At 58.7% G+C, this 16,947-nt stretch carries 24 protein-coding genes and 1 pseudogene; 16 read left to right on the top strand and 9 right to left on the bottom strand.

The window, feature by feature from the left end:
* Positions 1-83: 83 nt before the first annotated feature.
* A pseudogene (locus tag OKW28_RS36215) lies at positions 84-385 on the bottom strand (SOS response-associated peptidase family protein); the annotation flags it as partial.
* 262 nt (positions 386-647) lie between these two features.
* On the opposite strand from OKW28_RS36215, the gene OKW28_RS36220 reads away from it, so the two are divergent.
* The 4 genes from OKW28_RS36220 (at position 648) to OKW28_RS36235 (ending at position 2,689) form a co-directional block, all read left to right on the top strand.
* Positions 648-800, top strand: a complete 153-nt coding sequence (locus OKW28_RS36220) for a hypothetical protein (protein WP_164862532.1) — start codon at positions 648-650, stop codon at positions 798-800.
* A 199-nt stretch (positions 801-999) separates the two neighbouring features.
* On the top strand, positions 1,000-1,194 hold the full coding sequence (locus OKW28_RS36225; protein ID WP_429452577.1) for an aldo/keto reductase: 195 nt from the start codon (positions 1,000-1,002) through the stop codon (positions 1,192-1,194).
* 1 nt (position 1,195) lies between these two features.
* On the top strand, positions 1,196-1,687 hold the full coding sequence (locus OKW28_RS36230) for an aldo/keto reductase (protein WP_429452579.1): 492 nt from the start codon (positions 1,196-1,198) through the stop codon (positions 1,685-1,687).
* Positions 1,688-2,341: 654 nt separating this feature from the next.
* A complete protein-coding gene (locus tag OKW28_RS36235; protein ID WP_429448135.1) occupies positions 2,342-2,689 on the top strand; it encodes a hypothetical protein in 348 nt (115 codons plus the stop codon).
* 104 nt (positions 2,690-2,793) lie between these two features.
* On the opposite strand, the gene OKW28_RS36240 is transcribed toward OKW28_RS36235, so the two are convergent.
* On the bottom strand, positions 2,794-2,976 hold the full coding sequence (locus OKW28_RS36240; RefSeq protein WP_429452581.1) for a hypothetical protein: 183 nt from the start codon (positions 2,974-2,976) through the stop codon (positions 2,794-2,796).
* Between the two features lie 238 nt (positions 2,977-3,214).
* Here OKW28_RS36240 and OKW28_RS36245 point away from each other — a divergent pair, with 238 nt between their 5' ends.
* On the top strand, positions 3,215-3,643 hold the full coding sequence (locus OKW28_RS36245) for a hypothetical protein (RefSeq protein WP_429452582.1): 429 nt from the start codon (positions 3,215-3,217) through the stop codon (positions 3,641-3,643).
* A 310-nt stretch (positions 3,644-3,953) separates the two neighbouring features.
* Here OKW28_RS36245 and OKW28_RS36250 read toward each other — a convergent pair whose 3' ends face one another.
* A complete protein-coding gene (locus tag OKW28_RS36250) occupies positions 3,954-4,133 on the bottom strand; it encodes a DUF2934 domain-containing protein (RefSeq protein WP_429452583.1) in 180 nt (59 codons plus the stop codon).
* Between the two features lie 369 nt (positions 4,134-4,502).
* Positions 4,503-4,760: a DUF4148 domain-containing protein gene (locus OKW28_RS36255; RefSeq protein WP_429452585.1), complete on the bottom strand. Its 258-nt coding sequence runs from the start codon at positions 4,758-4,760 to the stop codon at positions 4,503-4,505.
* A 1,138-nt stretch (positions 4,761-5,898) separates the two neighbouring features.
* Between OKW28_RS36255 and OKW28_RS36260 the strand changes: the two genes are divergently transcribed.
* Positions 5,899-6,132 (top strand): fasciclin domain-containing protein, encoded by a 234-nt coding sequence (locus OKW28_RS36260; protein WP_429452587.1) that lies wholly within the window; start codon positions 5,899-5,901, stop codon positions 6,130-6,132.
* A gap of 915 nt (positions 6,133-7,047) precedes the next feature.
* On the opposite strand, the gene OKW28_RS36265 is transcribed toward OKW28_RS36260, so the two are convergent.
* A complete protein-coding gene (locus tag OKW28_RS36265; RefSeq protein ID WP_429452589.1) occupies positions 7,048-7,242 on the bottom strand; it encodes a hypothetical protein in 195 nt (64 codons plus the stop codon).
* A gap of 160 nt (positions 7,243-7,402) precedes the next feature.
* Between OKW28_RS36265 and OKW28_RS36270 the strand changes: the two genes are divergently transcribed.
* From OKW28_RS36270 to OKW28_RS36300, 7 genes are all read left to right on the top strand, one after another.
* Positions 7,403-8,287: an SDR family oxidoreductase gene (locus OKW28_RS36270; protein WP_429452591.1), complete on the top strand. Its 885-nt coding sequence runs from the start codon at positions 7,403-7,405 to the stop codon at positions 8,285-8,287.
* 77 nt (positions 8,288-8,364) lie between these two features.
* On the top strand, positions 8,365-9,063 hold the full coding sequence (locus OKW28_RS36275; protein WP_429452593.1) for an SDR family NAD(P)-dependent oxidoreductase: 699 nt from the start codon (positions 8,365-8,367) through the stop codon (positions 9,061-9,063).
* Positions 9,064-9,168: 105 nt separating this feature from the next.
* Entirely contained in the window at positions 9,169-9,477 is a 309-nt protein-coding gene (locus tag OKW28_RS36280; protein ID WP_429452595.1) for an acylphosphatase, read from the top strand.
* A 456-nt stretch (positions 9,478-9,933) separates the two neighbouring features.
* Positions 9,934-10,341, top strand: a complete 408-nt coding sequence (gene tnpA / locus OKW28_RS36285) for an IS66-like element accessory protein TnpA (protein WP_429444462.1) — start codon at positions 9,934-9,936, stop codon at positions 10,339-10,341.
* Positions 10,338-10,682, top strand: coding sequence for an IS66 family insertion sequence element accessory protein TnpB (gene tnpB, locus OKW28_RS36290; protein ID WP_429444458.1), 345 nt, complete (start codon positions 10,338-10,340; stop codon positions 10,680-10,682). The genes tnpA and tnpB overlap by 4 nt, the downstream gene beginning before the upstream one ends.
* Positions 10,683-10,712: 30 nt before the next feature.
* The gene (tnpC, locus tag OKW28_RS36295; RefSeq protein ID WP_429444456.1) at positions 10,713-12,266 is read left to right on the top strand and encodes an IS66 family transposase; all 1,554 of its coding nucleotides are present in this window, start codon (positions 10,713-10,715) and stop codon (positions 12,264-12,266) included.
* Between the two features lie 261 nt (positions 12,267-12,527).
* On the top strand, positions 12,528-12,965 hold the full coding sequence (locus tag OKW28_RS36300; protein WP_429452597.1) for a response regulator: 438 nt from the start codon (positions 12,528-12,530) through the stop codon (positions 12,963-12,965).
* Between the two features lie 396 nt (positions 12,966-13,361).
* Here OKW28_RS36300 and OKW28_RS36305 read toward each other — a convergent pair whose 3' ends face one another.
* Positions 13,362-13,703: a hypothetical protein gene (locus tag OKW28_RS36305; protein WP_429454568.1), complete on the bottom strand. Its 342-nt coding sequence runs from the start codon at positions 13,701-13,703 to the stop codon at positions 13,362-13,364.
* A 265-nt stretch (positions 13,704-13,968) separates the two neighbouring features.
* Between OKW28_RS36305 and OKW28_RS36310 the strand changes: the two genes are divergently transcribed.
* Both OKW28_RS36310 and OKW28_RS36315 read left to right on the top strand, forming a co-directional pair.
* Complete coding sequence (locus OKW28_RS36310) at positions 13,969-14,250, top strand: hypothetical protein (RefSeq protein WP_429452599.1); 282 nt, start codon at positions 13,969-13,971, stop codon at positions 14,248-14,250.
* Between the two features lie 27 nt (positions 14,251-14,277).
* Positions 14,278-14,541, top strand: coding sequence for a hypothetical protein (locus OKW28_RS36315; protein ID WP_429452601.1), 264 nt, complete (start codon positions 14,278-14,280; stop codon positions 14,539-14,541).
* Between the two features lie 155 nt (positions 14,542-14,696).
* Here OKW28_RS36315 and phoB read toward each other — a convergent pair whose 3' ends face one another.
* Both phoB and OKW28_RS36325 read right to left on the bottom strand, forming a co-directional pair.
* On the bottom strand, positions 14,697-15,425 hold the full coding sequence (phoB, locus tag OKW28_RS36320) for a phosphate regulon transcriptional regulator PhoB (RefSeq protein WP_429454570.1): 729 nt from the start codon (positions 15,423-15,425) through the stop codon (positions 14,697-14,699).
* A 107-nt stretch (positions 15,426-15,532) separates the two neighbouring features.
* Positions 15,533-15,796 carry an XRE family transcriptional regulator gene (locus OKW28_RS36325; protein WP_429454572.1) on the bottom strand — a complete coding sequence of 88 codons (264 nt, stop codon included), beginning with the start codon at positions 15,794-15,796 and terminating at the stop codon, positions 15,533-15,535.
* A 302-nt stretch (positions 15,797-16,098) separates the two neighbouring features.
* Here OKW28_RS36325 and OKW28_RS36330 point away from each other — a divergent pair, with 302 nt between their 5' ends.
* Positions 16,099-16,344 carry a hypothetical protein gene (locus OKW28_RS36330; RefSeq protein WP_429452603.1) on the top strand — a complete coding sequence of 82 codons (246 nt, stop codon included), beginning with the start codon at positions 16,099-16,101 and terminating at the stop codon, positions 16,342-16,344.
* Here the strand turns inward: OKW28_RS36330 and OKW28_RS36335 are convergent.
* Positions 16,341-16,721 (bottom strand): response regulator, encoded by a 381-nt coding sequence (locus OKW28_RS36335; protein WP_429452605.1) that lies wholly within the window; start codon positions 16,719-16,721, stop codon positions 16,341-16,343. The two genes, OKW28_RS36330 and OKW28_RS36335, sit on opposite strands and share 4 nt — an antisense overlap.
* Between the last annotated feature and the right edge of the window lie 226 nt (positions 16,722-16,947).

Genomic DNA, 16,947 nt, shown 5'->3' on the forward strand with positions numbered 1-16,947 from the left:
CGCCTGTTCGGGCCCAGCCCTCGCTTACCGTCTATGGACGCGAGGGAACCGAATGGAGTGTCGCCAGGGCGACGTTCCGAGCGTTCCGGGTTGTCACGGCCCGCGTTGTAAGTGCTCGGGCACTTCATGTCGTACGACGCATGCTTGCCAGCAACGCGGCACTGGTAGCGCATGGGCTTGATGACCCGTCGGGCCACCTCCTCCACGACAAGGACTCGCGCATAGTGTCCCGGAAAGATACGCGAGTCGAGTGCATTCGGCTCGGTCGGTCGGATGTCATCAAGCTTGCCAAGGTCCACTCGATTTTGTCGGTCGCGATGCGTTTGCTCTCAGTAGCGCCTCTTGTGGCCCTGCTTTGCAGGGACCGCTCGGCATCGGCCAGGCGGATGCATGCTTGTTGAGGTCTGCTCGGTGCATGGCTCGCAAGCGAGATTAGGCCAAACATCATAAATTGGGCGGTGGTCGCGTCATTCGTGGTGACGGCCGTATGGATTCTCATCACGAACAAGCTCGACGACGCTGATGCGGTCCCCACGACGCATCCAATTGGCGTCCTTGGGACCACGGCGCTGGCGTTCTTCGTTGTGGAAATAGGCGACAAGACACGAATCGTTACTAGGCGACACGCGGGGCCACAGGAGATTGCCATGTTCATCTATTCGATACGTTATCGCGATGTCTGCGGCCGCTGGTCGGTTGCCTTCGTACAGGCCGCTTCACAGTCCGACGCTGAGGCGATTGCAACCCGCCGTTATGGCGCTTTCCATTCCGCCAGCCGAGCCGGCTCACAGCAAGCATGACTAAGGCAGCGTAGATGCTGGACTTGAATCAGCTTGGGGGGAGCATCAATGGAAGCTTTGAAGACACAGGGAATTGAACTTCCACGCGTCGGATTTGGCACATTCCGCATGCCGGGTGGTGGCTGCCAGCCGGTAGTCGAGAGTGCGCTCGAGCTTGGATATCGACACATCGACACATCGACACATCGACACTGCCGAGATGTATCAGAACAAGGAAGCCGTAGGCGCCGCGATTGCCGCCTCGGGTCTCGCACGCAAGCAACTACATCTGACGACCAAGGTATGGCACGAGAACCTCGAGTCGGAGTCGCTCCATCGAGCACTGGACGTCAGCCTCGGCAAGCTTGGTGTCGACTACGTTGACCTGTACATGGGTGCATTGGCCGTCGCGTGACATGGACCTCGGCACCGTCATGGATACAATGCAAGGCTTTCTGCAGAACGGCACAGTTCGCTCAATCGGTGTGTGCAATTTCAACGTGACGATGCTGCGAGAAGCCATCGAGGAAATCGGCGCACCCATCGCCTGCCACCAGATTGAATACCACGCGTTTCTAGACCAGCCGAAAATGCTGGGCTACTTGCGCGAGAAAAGCATTCCACTCGTCGCCCATGCCCCACTTGCACAAGGCAGGGCCGCGAGCGACCCTGTACTACAAGGAATCGGGCTCAAGCATGGCGTGACCGCTGCCCAGGTTGCACTCGCGTGGCTTCTGGAACAGGACGGGGTGGCCGATATTCCTAAGGCTCAACGCCGCGAAAGTCAGAAATCCAATCTCGACGCGCTGGCGGTGAAACTCGACGATGATGACCGGCAAACTATTGCGGTGTTGCCGAAGAACCACCGTTTCGTCACTCCGCCGTTCGCGCCGCAGTGGGATACATAAGTGTTGTCTTCCTGTCGCAGAGTCCGTCCGCTTGTCATTGCCGCAGCGCTAGCGCGCAATCGACGTTGATTCATCGACATTTATCACATCGCAACCCCCCTATCTCGGAGCAGTCCATGTATTTGCTAGCCGCCTTCGTAGTCAACCTCGCCCAAGGCACGGCCCTTCATCGCTCCAAGTCGAGCGCACCGAGGGCATCCATTTTTCCGAGAATGGAGTGGGTAACCTGTGCTCCGTAATCGCACGACCGCATTGCCAATATATGAGTGCAGCGGCCGCAATCGCATACCCGGTTATTGCTTCAGTTCGTCCAGGTTATCGTAAAGTTCACCTCCTCGCACCCGACCTCAATGCGCTCGCGTTTGCCGCTCAAACCCGCTCAGATTGTCAACCTCGCACTTAAACCGTACGTTGCCCTGGATTGGATTGAACGGTGTGGACTATGTGGGGAGTCGGCAAGTGTGCGCATCAAATCGAGTAATGAGGCGACGAAATGATGTTCAAACACCTGGCATTTTCACTAGGACTTAGCGCCATTCGCACTTACCCTTTCGGGGGCAGCTATGGCCCGCGTCGATGTCGGACCAGATATCGGGGTTCCCGCGCCTGTGTATGGGCCACCGCCGCCCGCCTTATGATTCTCGAAGCTGGGGGATGTCGATGAAAGCCGGAGAATATGCATCTAGCACGCTTACCTGCATTTGCATCCTGGGAGGCGCGTGGAACGGGCTGGGGATTCATGGATTCGAGGGCGTATACGACGACTACGGCGGACTTCGAGCGTTTGACGACTTCGTCGATGCCTTCAGATGGGTCGTGGACACGTATCCGTATATTTGCTACGACTCTCTCCGCGATATGGTGGTGACTGTCACGGACGATTCTGGTTACGGCAGTGATGACCCCGATTGCGCATTGCTGACGATGCGGATGCCGGACCCCGAGACGCTTCGCGCCTGCTACGACGAGCACAGGGTCCGAATGGAGCGCGCGGCTGATTAGCGCCGCTTTACAGTGTCGCGGCGGTCAATTCTTGTGTCGGACTTCGGAATTGGTACGTTCGGAAGTCGAAGGCGAAGTCGCTTGACGTCCCTGGGCAAGTCCGGTTAGCAACGAAGCAGGCGACGCAACTCCTCGATTTCGGCCCAGCCGAGGCTCCTGTCATAGTTGACCACTACTTTGCTGATAATTGCGAAGGCGAGCTCTCCGCCTGACAACGTGCCCTGATGTCGCCGATGCCAGCTTCGCCCGCATGCCGAAATGCGGCTGACCAGTTCGATGAGCTGCAAGGCGTCGATGCTGGAGCCTTGGTTTGATGCAGGTAGGCCAATCCGATGTCGGCATGCGGGTCAAAATCATTTTGGCGTCGACAGCAAATCTGCTTGTTCCCTCCCCCTGAGGTTACCGCGTCGTTTTTGCCGAAGTGCACCGCTCGGCCGCTTAGCCTCCGGCCAGCGGGCGTCCTGTATTATCGTGAACACCGACGTTGCCCCGAAACAGGTTGTCAGCACAGGAGGGGAGGAGCCAATGGACGTATCTTTTCTCATCGACCCACTGCGCAAGACTGTGACAAGTGTCCCGGATGGCTACGCGCGAGCCGCTGAACTGATAGGCACTGATACGGCGAGCGGCTCGCCGCTATGGTCGGAGGCGACTGACCCGGATGCCTCTGTCGAGGTGATTACTGCGGACGACAGCCTGATAAACGAGCCCCTTTCGCGTGGCTTTTTCGTGGTCACCTTGACCAGGGACGGTGTACCTTATGAACGCCTATTTGCGGGCAAGGCAATTCTGAACGCCTATGGCAACCCGCCGTCGGACATCAAGGACCAAGTGAAGACGCTGAAAGCTGCACGAGAGCGCGTCAGGTTTCTCGGCTCGGAAGATGCCCTCCTTTGGTTCGAGCAGCACGCAGGTGGTGCCCCCTTCAACCTCGACGGGTCCACGGAAAACTGATTCTCAACGCCGAGCATTTTTGAGTCTGTCGGAGACAGCCCTCGCTATACCTGTAGGTCACCAGGACCCTCAGTGAGGAACTCTATGTCGGCTATTCCTCAGCGAGCGCCGAAATTCCGCGTCACACGAAGCTTGGGTATAGGCGCCTGGCTAAACTGTCGCCGCGGTTGCACGCAGCGGCAACGAAAGAATACCGCGCAAGCACCGTGCCACCGTGCAGTTCGCCAGCAAGAGGAATGTAGTGGCCTGGGTTATGGCTCGGCGACGCACTCAACGGCGTGGCGACGCCTCAGCCCCTAGCCGGTTTTCGTCACCCTGGCAGCCGGCCCTTCGGGCCGTCTCCGTTGCCGTCGGCTTCTGATTCTTCCTCATCTATCTGAAACCGCGCTTGTTCCCAATACTCGTCGGCGCGTCCCTCCGGGCTGCCGTCTTTTTCCCAGAGCTGATAGGCCCTTTCACGAATCTTCTCTTCCCGCGAATCGTTATCCATTGCATGGCTCCTGGTAGGTTCCCCACGACCTGCTACTCATCAATTTGCACAGCGACCTGTTCGGTGGCAGAAGGCGAGCAAGAGCGAACGAAAGAACAGACCAACTCAAAGTCGGTGAACATATGAAAGCGTTCCGGACGCTATCCTGCGCTCCCGGCAACCTGCCGCATAACGCTCCCTAACCGGAAGCCTGACCGTGCAGATTGCTGGGTACACGTCCAACAGCACCGCCTCGCATCCGGGTCTCCGCTTTCGCGCCCATCGTCTGCATTGTCGCGCAGCATCCCTGACCTTTTACAGACCGCATATGAAAGTTGACGGCCAGGACGGGAACGCCTCAGACCCGACCAGTGGGAGCCGGCACCGTGCTTATTGCCCCCCATACTCCGCGTTTATGCGGTCGAGTTCGCCCGATTTGCGTGCTTCCAGCAGTTCCTGCTTGACCTGGGCTCGGGTCTTTCCCGTTGGAGCGCCCGCGTCACTCCTCGTGGCGGGCACACCACCCACCGAGTCTGTCGAAGACACGGTGGGATTTGTGGGCTGCGTTGCAGGCGCCATATTTTGCGCGTGGACATATCCGAATGCGAGAACGGCGGTGATAGCTGCCGCGACTTTGAGCGGTTTCATATCCATGTACTCCACAAAGTTCGATTGGTTCGGTTTCTTGAACCGGTCAACAGAGCCGCTATTTCAAACACGGCCTCCCGGGAGTGATACTCCGCGGCCGCGCTCTGACTCAATTGCCGAAAAAACGCCGCATCGAGGCCTCGGCTGACCCACCTACCGCTTAAAACGAGACTCGAGCAACAACGACTCGCGGTCCAATCAAGGTGTGGTCATCCAAATTTCCGCATGTGGGTCAAGCTGGCATCGGCGACCTCAGGCGTGACTAGCTGCCCTCATAGATATCGCAAGACAGGCCCACCGTGCACGGGGCACCGTTTCTGGCTTTGCCGCTGCCGCTGCTTCCGCCGGGCTGGGGTCCGTACCCCAGGTCAGGGGTGCGGTCCATAGTCGTGGCCGGCTGAGCAGTTGTCATGGGCTGCTGGGCAGACGACGGGTCAGTTGTGCCCGACGGTTGCATTTGCTGCGAGTGGGCGGCGCCGGTCGCAGCGAGCAGTGATACCGCACTGATTACAGCTAAAAGTTGCACTTTCATCTCGTCACCTCTTTTTCATCAACGGGTTGCGAATAGCACGACCCCGGAATAACAAGTTCATGCGCAAGTTGCATTAGACCTTCTCTCGCTCCTTGCGGATTCCTGCTTTCGCTCCACCAAATGCGATACAGCGGCGTCGTCTGCGACGCCGTTTAGCCGAGGAAATGCGAAGTTGGCTTGTGGCACCGTTTGTGCCCAAAGCCGGACTTATTCGATGACTACCTGGGTAATGACGCGAGGCTGGTACCGGGCGGGGCAGAAGGATGCGCAATAAGTGCGCTGGCGATAGGACGTTGTAAAGTCAATTGACCAATAAGACCCTTGCTGCGTTTATTGTTATAGAACGCCGAGGTCGTGATTGACAGCGGAATCGACAATCGGCAAATCAGGGGCGACAGTCGCGCCTGGTCGCTCGCACTGCCCTCGGAAACAGCGACACACCTGTCGCCCACGTATCCAGCTACCCGAGGCCCCCTTATATGCGTCAACGCAGCGCAATCCGGCGTCGCGTCATGAGTAAACCTCTCATGAAACACACCGCTTTTCTCGTTGCTGCCGCGTTGTCAGCCGCAGGGTCCGGGTTTTCGCGGCTAGCGATATCCCGTCGTGGACATCGCGATGAATTCGACGGACCACACCACGCCCGTCGTCGCAGTTAAGGCAGTAGGCCTCGTGGGTACGCAGAAGCGTGTTGCGCGCTTTATCGTTTTCGCACCAACCAATGAAGCATTTGCAGCATTACCGCCGGCCACGGTCGACAGTCTCATCAAACCAGAAAACAAGCCGATGCCGACCTGTATCCTTCCCTGTCACGTTATCCCGGGGCGTTACGATTTTTAGAAGCTCGACCAGCCCATTAGGGAAGGTGACGGCAAGGTGGACGTTAAAACCGTTAACGGCGAGACGCTCACCTCCCCGGACGGACCACACAACATCGTGCTATTGGACACTGCGGGTGCACACGGCAGACATCTCGGCCTACGACGTCATCCAGAGTAACGGCGTAGTCGTGATGGTCGACAAGATACCGATGCCGAAGTAGCAAGACCGGCGCGCACGGTCAAATGTTCGAATCCAGCCCGGCTCTGTCATTTTCAGCGCCGAACCACGACTTACCTGCATGCCTGGCGTCCGGATAAGGCAAATGTCTGCCCTGTTCTGGCCCAAGCGGCTGCCTGCGCTTCGCCGCTGCGCAATCAGTCATCCAACGGTCAGCCGTTAGCGGTGCATGAAACTTCGACGCTGCTACAGCACGCGCCGAAATCGCAGGAGAAATGTGATGGAAAAGGTAACGCGGAAAGTCGTGCTGGCGTGCGTCGCTGTCGTCTCACTCTGCGCCTCGAGCGCGACGTTTGCGCAGGGTGGAGGGAATGGGAACGGTGGAAGTGGGGGCGGCGGTGCTCACGGTGCCGCAACAGCAGGGATGACATACCACAGCGAGCCTGTCTCGAGCCCGTGGAACGCGAGACCGGGCAAAATGACAAAGAACACTGGCTCGACCGATACGGGCATGCACAGCATGTCGCCGGACGACGATGTTATGCCGGAAAAAACAGGTCAGTAGTGCCCGCTGCCAGTAAAAGGCTGGCGCGTTTCATACAGTTCTCCTGTCCCGCTCACTGCTGGCGGGTACAGGGCAAGAGCGAGCGGTTGGGACTGTACGAGTGGCTTGCCAAACCAGGTAAAGCTGAAATACACATTCTGGCCGGCAGCCCCCCGCCGGTCATGTAGGCTTTCACGATGAATACGACGCAGTCAGAAAGTCGTCGGCGACCTGGACTCGCTCACCAATCTGCAGGGTCGCTGCCAGTCGCAGTTAGCACTGGCGTCAAGTCGTCTGCGTACCACGCCAATACTTACTCCTGCCGCGGGCACCGAGTCTGCGCGATGCGCCTCATAGGGTGCTGGCAGCAGCTTGCGCTTGGCAAGGTCGCCAGTTGCACCATACAAAACTCAAGCGAAGGAAGCCACGCGCGAACGAGGGGTTCAGCGACTGCGGCTCACAACGAGATGAGTAACGTACGCCATTCCCTTCACGAGTGACGTCTACATCGGCAACGGCGTGATGACAGCAGCAGCGTATGCTACAGGGAGTGTTCAGGAGACGACCATGAGCCTTGCCGGCAAAACCATATTCATGTCTGGTGGCAGTCGCGGCATCGGACTCGCCATTGCACTCAGAGCCGCACGCGACGGCGCGAATGTCGCGATTGCCGCAAAGACCGCCGACCCAGACCCACGTCTCGAGGGTACGATTCACACGGCGGCTGCAGCTGTTGAAGCTGCTGGCGGCAGGGCGCTCCCGCTTGTTGTGGATATTCGCGACGAAGAACGCGTGAAAGCCGCGGTTGCCGAGACCGTTGAGTTGTTCGGTGGCATCGATATCCTCGTGAACAATGCCAGCGCCATTCGACTGACTGGCACGCTAGACACACCCGTCAAACGGTACGACCTGATGCATGGGGTCAATGGCAGAGGCACGTTCGTGTGCGCGCAAGCGTGCCTGCCGCATCTCCTCAATTCGCCGAACCCGCACATCCTCACGCTGTCACCTCCGTTGGTCCACGACGCAAAATGGTTTGGCGACTTTCCGGCATACACCATTGCAAAATACACGATGAGCCTGTTCACATTAGCGCTTGCCGGGGAGTTCAAAGACCGAGGTGTCGCAGTCAATTCGCTGTGGCCTCGAACAGCTATCGCGACCGCGGCTGTGCGAAATGAGATTGGTGGTAAGGACATGATTGCAGCGTGTCGCAAGCCTGAGATAGTTGCCGACGCGGCCCACTATATCCTGACGCGCCAAGCCAGGGAGTGTTCAGGAAACTTCTTCCTCGACGACGAGGTTCTTCTGGCAGCCGGTGTGCGCGACTTTGCACAGTACGACGTGGAGGCTGGGGCTGCATTGCAGGCAGATTTCTTTGTGGAGGCCTTGCCGGGCATGTTGCCGGCGGACAATATGACGAAGCGTCCATCCCGCAATCCCCTCCGCTAAATAGTTAGGATGTGCGGAAACGGACTGACGGCACGGCATACGTAGCTACTCTAGTCCCTGTTGAATTCGGAGGAAACGTGAATCGAACCGAGACAGCGCTGATTGTGGGTGCAGGAAAGGGATTGAGCGCCTCCCTTGCTCGCCTGTTCGCGGCGGAGGGTATGCAGGTTGCGCTCGCCGCCCGCGACACGACCAAGCTCGCCGACCTAGTCGACGAGACGCGTGGAGTGGCCGTGGGCTGCGACGCCAGTCGCCCGGACGAGGTTGCAGCACTCTTTGACCAGGTAGAGCGCGTCTTTGGCGTCCCCGACCTCGTTGTCTACAACGCGAGTGGCCGCTATCGCGCGGCAGTTGAAGCTATCGAGGCAGAGAGACTTGAAGCCGCCGTTAGGGTCACCGCATTCGGCGGCTTTCTCGTCGCGCAAGCCGCAGCCGTGCGCATGCTGGCCCGCGGCCACGGCACCATCCTGCTGACCGGTGCTACGGCAAGTGTGAAAGGGCTGGCCGGTTCGACACCGTTTGCCATGGGAAAATTCGCCCTGCGGGGAATGGCCCAGTGTATGGCGCGAGAGCTTGCCCCAAGGAATATCCACGTTGCGCATTTTGTGATTGACGGCGGCATTGCCAGTAGCTGGGCACAATCAGACGATGGCAGCACGGACGACAAATGGTTGAACCCTGACGCGATAGCGCGGGAATACCTTCACGTTCATCGTCAGCACCGCAGTGCGTGGACGTGGGAGGTGGAACTCCGACCATGGGTGGAGAGGTTTTAGGAAACATCGCTCGCCTCACGACGCTGCGAATTTGGCCGCTATGCCAGCCGTGGTCTCCCTGAAGAGACAGTGAGACACACCTCGCCATTCTTTCAAGGACTTCGCATGGACGCTGACGACGAAGATGAGGCGCTTGAGACTCGGCTGGTGCAGGTGCGTGGCCAGGTGCAGGGCATCGGCTATCGGGAAGCCTGCGTACGCCAGGCCCAGGCGATTGGCGTCACCGGCTGGGTACGCAACCGCATGGACGGTTCGGTGGAGGTGATGCTGCAGGGTTCACCGGAGCAGCTTGCCAACATGTGCATGTGGCTAAGCGAGGGCATGTCCGCAGCGCTTGTGGACGAGCTTGAGGTGACCGAGGTTCAGCCGCCGTTTGCTCGCTTTGACCAGTTTGAACGATTGCCCACGCTGTAAAGGCGAGCAATTCGCCACAGCGGAAGATGTCGGGTTTTCCACCTGCAGGGCTGTCGGGCAGCGCCATCGTTGATACCCAGACGACGTCGGGAACTCTGATGCCAAAGGACCGGGTCGTCGCCGCCACCGACATGGCGGCCAGATGATGACCAGTCTGCCCGGTCAGTTGGCAAAAGACGTCCGTACGCACTATCTGGCGTCTCGCCGAGGGGCGTGAAGTCAACACCCTCTCGCCAAGCTCGTCCAACTCGTACCATTCTTTCCAGCCAGATTCCGCCCTCGTGCTCAGACGACGCCACGCGGCGACCAATCCGTCGCGTTCGGAAAGTGGGCGCGTCCATAAGAGCTTCTCTCCGGGAAGCGACTTAGGCGGTAAGCGCCTCATCTCGGCCGTTCTCTAAGCAGCCATAAATGGAGGTAATTTGGTTCCCACCAAATTTTTTGGCGGGAACCAAAGTGGCCGACATAGTAGATGGCAAGAACGAAGCGCCCGGTAGGCGCCCGAACTTTCCGCGCGAATTCAAGCGACAGCTGGTCGAACAGACCTTCGAACCGGGAGCTTCCGTATCGCTGGTCGCGCGTCGCAACGACATTAACACCAACCTGCTGTTCAGATGGCGTCGCCAATATCTTCAAGGCGTATTCGGAGCACCACATCCGGCGCATGTGCAACAGCAGTCAGAGGTTGACGTTGCACCGTTTCTTCCGGTGAGCGTTGTCGCCGAAACCGAGACATCGATGTCCATGCGCGAGGCTGTGTCGGAGAACGTCTGCGAGATCGAATTTGACCGTGCACGCCTGCGCATCCGCGGCAACGTGTCGCCTGATATGCTGCGGTTACTGGTACGAGAACTGTCCCGATGATCGGGCTGCCGGCGGGCACCCGCATCTGGATTGCGGCTGGCGTCACCGACATGCGTTCCGGATTTCAGGGCCTGGCGGCGAAGGTGCAAACTGCACTGGAGGAGAATCCGTTCGACGGGAACGTCTTCATCTTCCGGGGCAGGCGCGGTGACCTCATCAAAATCCTGTGGGCCACGGAGGACGGGCTATGGCTCCTGGCGAAGCGGCTTGAGCGAGGGCGGTTTGTCTGGCCGCAGGCCGACGGCGGTAAGGTCCATCTGACACAGGCACAACTCTCGATGCTACTCGAGGGCATTGACTGGCGGCAGCCGCGTCGAACCGCGGCGCTATCGGTGTTGTAAACGCTTCGGGGCACGCGTAAACTCCGGCGCATGACCGATGATGCCCGTCTTCCGGATGACGTCGATGCGCTTAAGGCCTTGCTGCTGGAGGCTCGTGCCCAGCTTGCCGAGCGCGATATCGAGATCGAACAGCTCAAGGCCCAGATCGACAAACTCAAACGGGTGCAGTTTGGCCGCAAGTCCGAGCAGCTGGACCGGCAGATCGAGCGGCTCGAAACGGAACTGGATGAGCTGAGCGGTGGGCGCGGTGTCGCGGATGTTCGCCGCGACCGCACATCGGGCACAAGTGTGCCCGCCGGCGCAGCAGCCTCGAAGGAGGCGTTGCCGCCCCATCTGCCGCGTGAAGAGCGCGTGCTCGAACCCGATCCGAGCTGCCCGAACTGCGGCAACACCATGCGGCCACTCGGCGAGGACGTGTCCGAGCAGCTTGCCCGTGTCGCCGCCATGTTCAAGGTGATTCGCACGATCCGCCGCAAGGCGGTCTGCACCTGCTGCAATCACATCTCGCAGCCGCCGATGCCGGGCTTGCCAATTGAGCGCAGCATCGCGCATCCGGGCCTGCTTGCTGACATCCTCGTTTCGAAGTTCGCTGATCATCAACCGCTGTACCGGCAGTCGGCAATTGCCGCGCGTGACGGCGTTAAGCTCGACCCCGCCAGCATGGGGCGCTGGGTCGGCCAGTGCGAGGCTTTGTGCGAGCCGTTGACCGAAGCGCTGCGCGTCTACACGATGGCAACGTTCAAGCTGCACGCGGACGACACGCCGATCCCGGTGCTTGCACCGGGCAACAAAAAGACGCGCACGGGTCGCCTGTGGGTGTACGTTCGCGACGACAGCCGTTCGGGCTCGACGGACCCGGCCGCAGTCTGGTTTGCCTACTCGCCCGACCGAAAGGGGATACATCCGCAGACTCATCTGGCCGGATTCAAGGGCGTCCTGCAGGCCGACGCCTACGGTGGTTTCGACGAGCTGTATGCAGGCGGCAAGATTCGTGAGGCGGCTTGCTGGGATCACGCGAGACGGTACATATACGACGTTCATGTCCGCACGCCGACTGAGTCGACAAGGCACGTACTCGAGCTGATCGGCGAACTCTACGACATTGAGGCTGATATCCGGGGCGAGCCCGCCGCCGAACGATTGCGCGTACGGCAGGAGAGAAGCCTCGCGGTGCTCGCGACCATCAAGGCGTGGATGACGGACAAGATCGCGACCCTGTCGGCAAAATCCGAGTTGGCCAAGGCGATACGCTACTCGCTCAATCAATGGAACGCACTCGTTCTGTACTGCGAAGACGGTCGTATTGAGATCAGCAACGCTCTCGCCGAAAACGCTCTGCGCTGTGTAAGTCTGGGGAGGAAAAACTTCCTGTTTGCAGGCTCCGACAGTGGAGGCGAACGGGCCGCTGCCATGTACGGTCTGATCGGCTCGTGCAAACTGAATGACATCAACCCCCGTGCATATCTGGAATACATCCTGACTCACATCGCGGACCACAAAATCAGTCGCATCGACGAACTGCTGCCCTGGAACATGGTCGGCAAGTTGCCCACGCAATCCACTCCGCCGTCAGCGACAACCTGATCGCCGCAACGTCTCCTGCCGGTATCCGCGAGGTATCGATCAACGCGTTACCGATAGCGTGCCACATGCGCGCGACACATCACGAACGGCCGACGCGAGGCGCTTACCTTAGGCGGATACCCTTCCGTGGCGATTTATCAATTATGTATGTGCGCACTGCACCATTAACACCACTTTCATAGCCTTTGCCGGGCCGGCGGCTGGAAGACTTCGGCACGGTCATTGCAGCTCCTCCGTAAACGTCCTGTGTCGCGTCTCGCCATGTCAACAGTTCTAATTGTCGACGATGAGTCGGATAACCTGTGGGTACTTCAGCTTCTTCTGGAAGAGCGTGGACATCACGTACTCTCTGCAGAAGATGGGGACGTGGCGCTGCGAAAGGCTGCCCGCCAAGTTCCGGAACTGATTGTTACCGACTGGGAGATGCCCGGGATGAGCGGGGTCGAACTGTGCGGACGTCTGAAGCTCTATCCGGCGCTTGCCCAGATTCCCGTGGCGATGGTTTCCGCCCGGGCTCCTCCGGAAGCAGAGGTGAAAATCTGGAACGCCTTTCTGCGCAAACCCATCGACCTGGATAGTTTTGACGCAACTGTAAGTTCGTTCCTGGCTAAACGGCTAAGGGATTTATCGAGACGCTCGTTCCCTTCGGACCGCGCAATGTCCCGATGGCAGCCAATCTGCTCGAAGTGTTGGCCGTAGCAGGTTTGCGGATGGCCTGGATGCGGCGGCGGCACGCAGAGAAAGCGGACAGGCTGCCAGTCTCGGCTCTGTTCCCTTGCAGTTGCACGGAGCAGGTAGCAACCTCTACCAGCTTGGACCGGACCACCTCATTCATGCACGATGGCTCCGCTCGTTGCGCACGGTTACCGCCGCGCTTCGCCGCCTGAAACGCCAGCCCCGGCGGTGTTAGCAGCGTACAGCTGTATGACACGGTCGCCTCTTACCCCGTGCAATACGTTGCATAGCGACATAAATAACCGCCCCGCAGAGTGCCTTCGCGGAGGAACCTCGTCCGTCTGCAGACCAGTTGCGCTGAACCGGGTCTGCTGGCCGACCGAAGACCCGTTTGATGCCTCTGAGCATGGCCATCTTCGGTTATTGGACGGGTGGCACGACTCCCAGCTTTTCAGCAAGCATCCGTTCGTACGCATCGAAGTGCAGGTCGACTTCTTCCTGTGTCACCGACTGAACAAACATGTCCACCTGGACCGGCAGCAAGCACATCACCGCTGCAATCGCAGCTTCCGTTTGCGGCGCACAAATGCGGTCATCGGCAAGCGTCGTCCCGATAGTAATGTCATAGGCATTCTCCTGTCTGAAGACGATTTCGACGATGCGCGCCCTGACGCTCATGTTGTTGTCAACAGCGAGCCGGGTCGCCCCCGCCACTTGCTGCATGACATCTTTTGGAAAGCCTCGTGTTGAGCGCAGCCTCATCCGACGCCTGCCAAAGGTTCTCCAGTCCGTATCGAATTGCTGGCCCGCATGCGTGCCGTGCGCATCGCCGTTAGACTGAGCCTGCAACACGGTCCTTTGACATCCTAGAAATGTCATTTAGCCCGCCCCGTGGGGCGGACTTATTTTCCGGGCAACAGAAATCCAATTCATTGACCGTCGGGATTGCCCGCGAACGTAACACTCCGAACATAACGAAGCGCTGCGACGTTTTAGACTGACACATCGCATATACCCGAGGCACGGCATGGAGTCCAAGCCAATCCATCACAAAGAACACGTCATCGTGCCTCTCGCCTCGATGTCGGTGCCAAGGTATGCGGCAAGCGCGTTTGTCACCAGCCCTACCGGAAAGCGCAGCGCATTCGGCATACTCGCCTATTTTGCCTCGGAGAAGGCCGCGCTCAAATTCGCCATCGCGTACGCCAAGGCTCGTATTGACGGGGAGGCGGTGCCGAAACCGTCGTTCACTCGGAACGAGCGACTCGAGAGACCGGCGAGCGGACCCATATTGCGTGACTATCTATGAATGCGCTAATCGTCACGAGAGGTTGCTATGCGGCGTGCATATGATTATCGGGGCTTCGAGGCGACCATTGAAGTCGGGTCGGTGCCCACCGTTATCGTCGCGGGCTCGGTAGTCGCGTCGGGAGGTCTTGTGGTGAAGGTTGCTGTGCGACACCGGCTGTCCGGACGCGAGTTTCCCCCGGCGCAGCTCTCTGACGAAGGCGAACGGACTTTCGCCACCGAAGCTGAAGGCCTGATGGCGGGGTTTAGTGCCGCCCAACGGCTTATTGATGACGCGCTTGCAGAACGATGATGCTCGAATGCTTCGCCGTGCGTCGCGAGTTTATAGCCATATGCGTAGCTGGTGATGATGTAGGTACGCGCGGAGCGGTTCAGTAGGCCCTTGTTCCGTTTGCGGTGTATATCGCGCCGCGATGGCAGCGCGGTGTGCCACGGCAATCTCGTTGCCTATATCGCAGTCTCCGTGCGCTGAGACGGGGAGGTCCGGGAAAGCATGTAGCCGCTTCCACGCACCGTTTCGATGATGCTTTCATAGCTGACTGGTTTCAGCGCCGAGCGAAGTCGTTTGATATGGACGTCGACCGTGCGCTCCTCAATAAACACATGGTTGCCCCAGACCTGGTCCAGAAGCAGGGTCCGGCTGTGGACGCGCTCCGGGTGCGTGAGAAAAAAATGCAGAAGATTGAACTCCGCCGGGCCAAGACGCACTGGAAGCTGCGCACCATCGTCTTCGACGTAGACACGCAGGGTTGAAGGGTCGAGCGTCAGGCCATTTACCGTCACTGCGTGGTTGGCAAGCTCGGGGGCGCGCCGTCGCAGGACCGCTCCGATACGAGCCATCAGTTCCTTCGGGGAGAATGGCTTGGACATGTAGTCGTCGGCACCAGCCTCCAGACCGTCCAGCAGGTCGCGTTCTTCGGTGCATGCCGTCAGCATGATGACCGGCACCTCCCTCGTACGCGAGTCTGCACGCAGCCTGCGCAGGAAGGACAGGCCAGATGTGCCGGGTAGCATCCAGTCCAGGACGATGAGGTCGGGCAACCGTTCCGATACCAGCGCGTTCGCTCCTTCGACATCCCGTGCTGGCAGCGGATGGTAGCCTGCATACTTTATGTGGACGGTCAATAGTTCGGCAATAGCGGGTTCGTCTTCAACAATCAGAATACTTTGGGACAACATTGTATTTCCTTCTGTAGTGTTCGATGTCCGGAGTTTTGTCCTCAAGTTGCTCGCGGGATACGGAAGAGAAACTCCCTTGGTCCGTAATTCCCACGAGATGCGAATCAGGCGACCTGAGGCTGCCCAGTGCAAAGCCAGTGCACATCGAGATGGAAGATGGCGCCGAGACGCATGCAAGCGTTCAGCGGAGGGACGGCAATTCCGCTTCGCCAATATTGCACGTCGTATTCCCTAACGCCCAGCCACTTTGCCGCGCGTGTCGAACTGATGCCGGCCTGTTTCAATACCCCGTCAAGGCGAGCGGCCAGCCGCCGGTCATTCTCGGCACTGCGCTCGAGATGACCGATACTTTGAGTATGGCGATTCATCTTGTCCAACTTCTCTCAGATGATTGCCCCTCGGACGGCTGTATCGCAGCCGGGCTCGAAGATAATTGCGAGCACAACTATTCCTTCGCCAGCACACCAATGTCAAATAGAAAATAATTGCTCGTATATGCGATGCAACGTTTAAGCTCTTCAAGATGGAACGAATGACATTTTCACGCCCATTTGGCCCGGAGAAATGACAAAGCTTTGAGTTCGAAGCGCGTGAACATGAACGCAAAGCGAGCGCTATAAGGGCTTTCGAATTGTGGGGTCATGCGAATGGCAAAGAGCAGGAAGACGCCATGCGCGAGCTGTACGGCAAGCGTGACGATTACCCCGGACAACAAGCTTATAGTCGCGCCGGTGTCCTTGAAATTTTCGATAGCGAGGAAGAAAGGTCAAAGCGCCCCGCGCTGATGCGCCGGGGTATTCCATTGGGACTGGCAGCGCGAGAAGCATTCTCGTCTGACGCCGGTCATTATCAATTTCTCTGTGGGATACCCGCTCGACCGCCGGCGTCGCCGCAGCAGACAGCAAGCAATGCCTAGGCGGCCAGGAGAGCGCTCGCATCGCTGTTGCAGCGAGCATGTTCGATGACTTGCATGAGTGCTTCGAGGGAGAAGGGCTTTTGCAGACACACATCGAAGAGCCGGGCAAACTCTTCGTTGCTATCGCTGTCACCCGTCATGGAGGCAACAAAGGGCCGGGGGAAGACTGGCCTGTCCAGCAGCGACAGCGCGACGGCACTGCCGTTGATGTCGGGGAGGTTTTCGTCCAGGAAAACGAGTTCGAAAGCGCCGGCATGGAGCAGTTCCAGCGCAGTCTCCCCGTCGTGCGCCATAACGGCGCGGTGACCAATGCAGTCCAGCAGGAAAGCCAGACTGTCCGCGACGAACTCATTATCGTCGACGACGAGCACATTCATTCAATATCCTTATTACGCGAAGTTCGCGGCGCTGCCAAGAATGCTTCTTATGTAATAAATATTATTAAAATGGCGTTGCCTGTACGTTTAGTTTTACAGATTAATTTGTAAGTATATATCCACAGACCCATTCAGCAGGCATTTAAATACCCCCCATACGACGCAAAGGACAAGGTCGACAATGCAACCAGGGACGAATGGAAGCAGCGGAGCCCCAAAAGCCCGG

The organism is Paraburkholderia sp. 40 (genome assembly GCF_050434105.1).
GTDB lineage: Bacteria > Pseudomonadota > Gammaproteobacteria > Burkholderiales > Burkholderiaceae > Paraburkholderia > Paraburkholderia tuberum.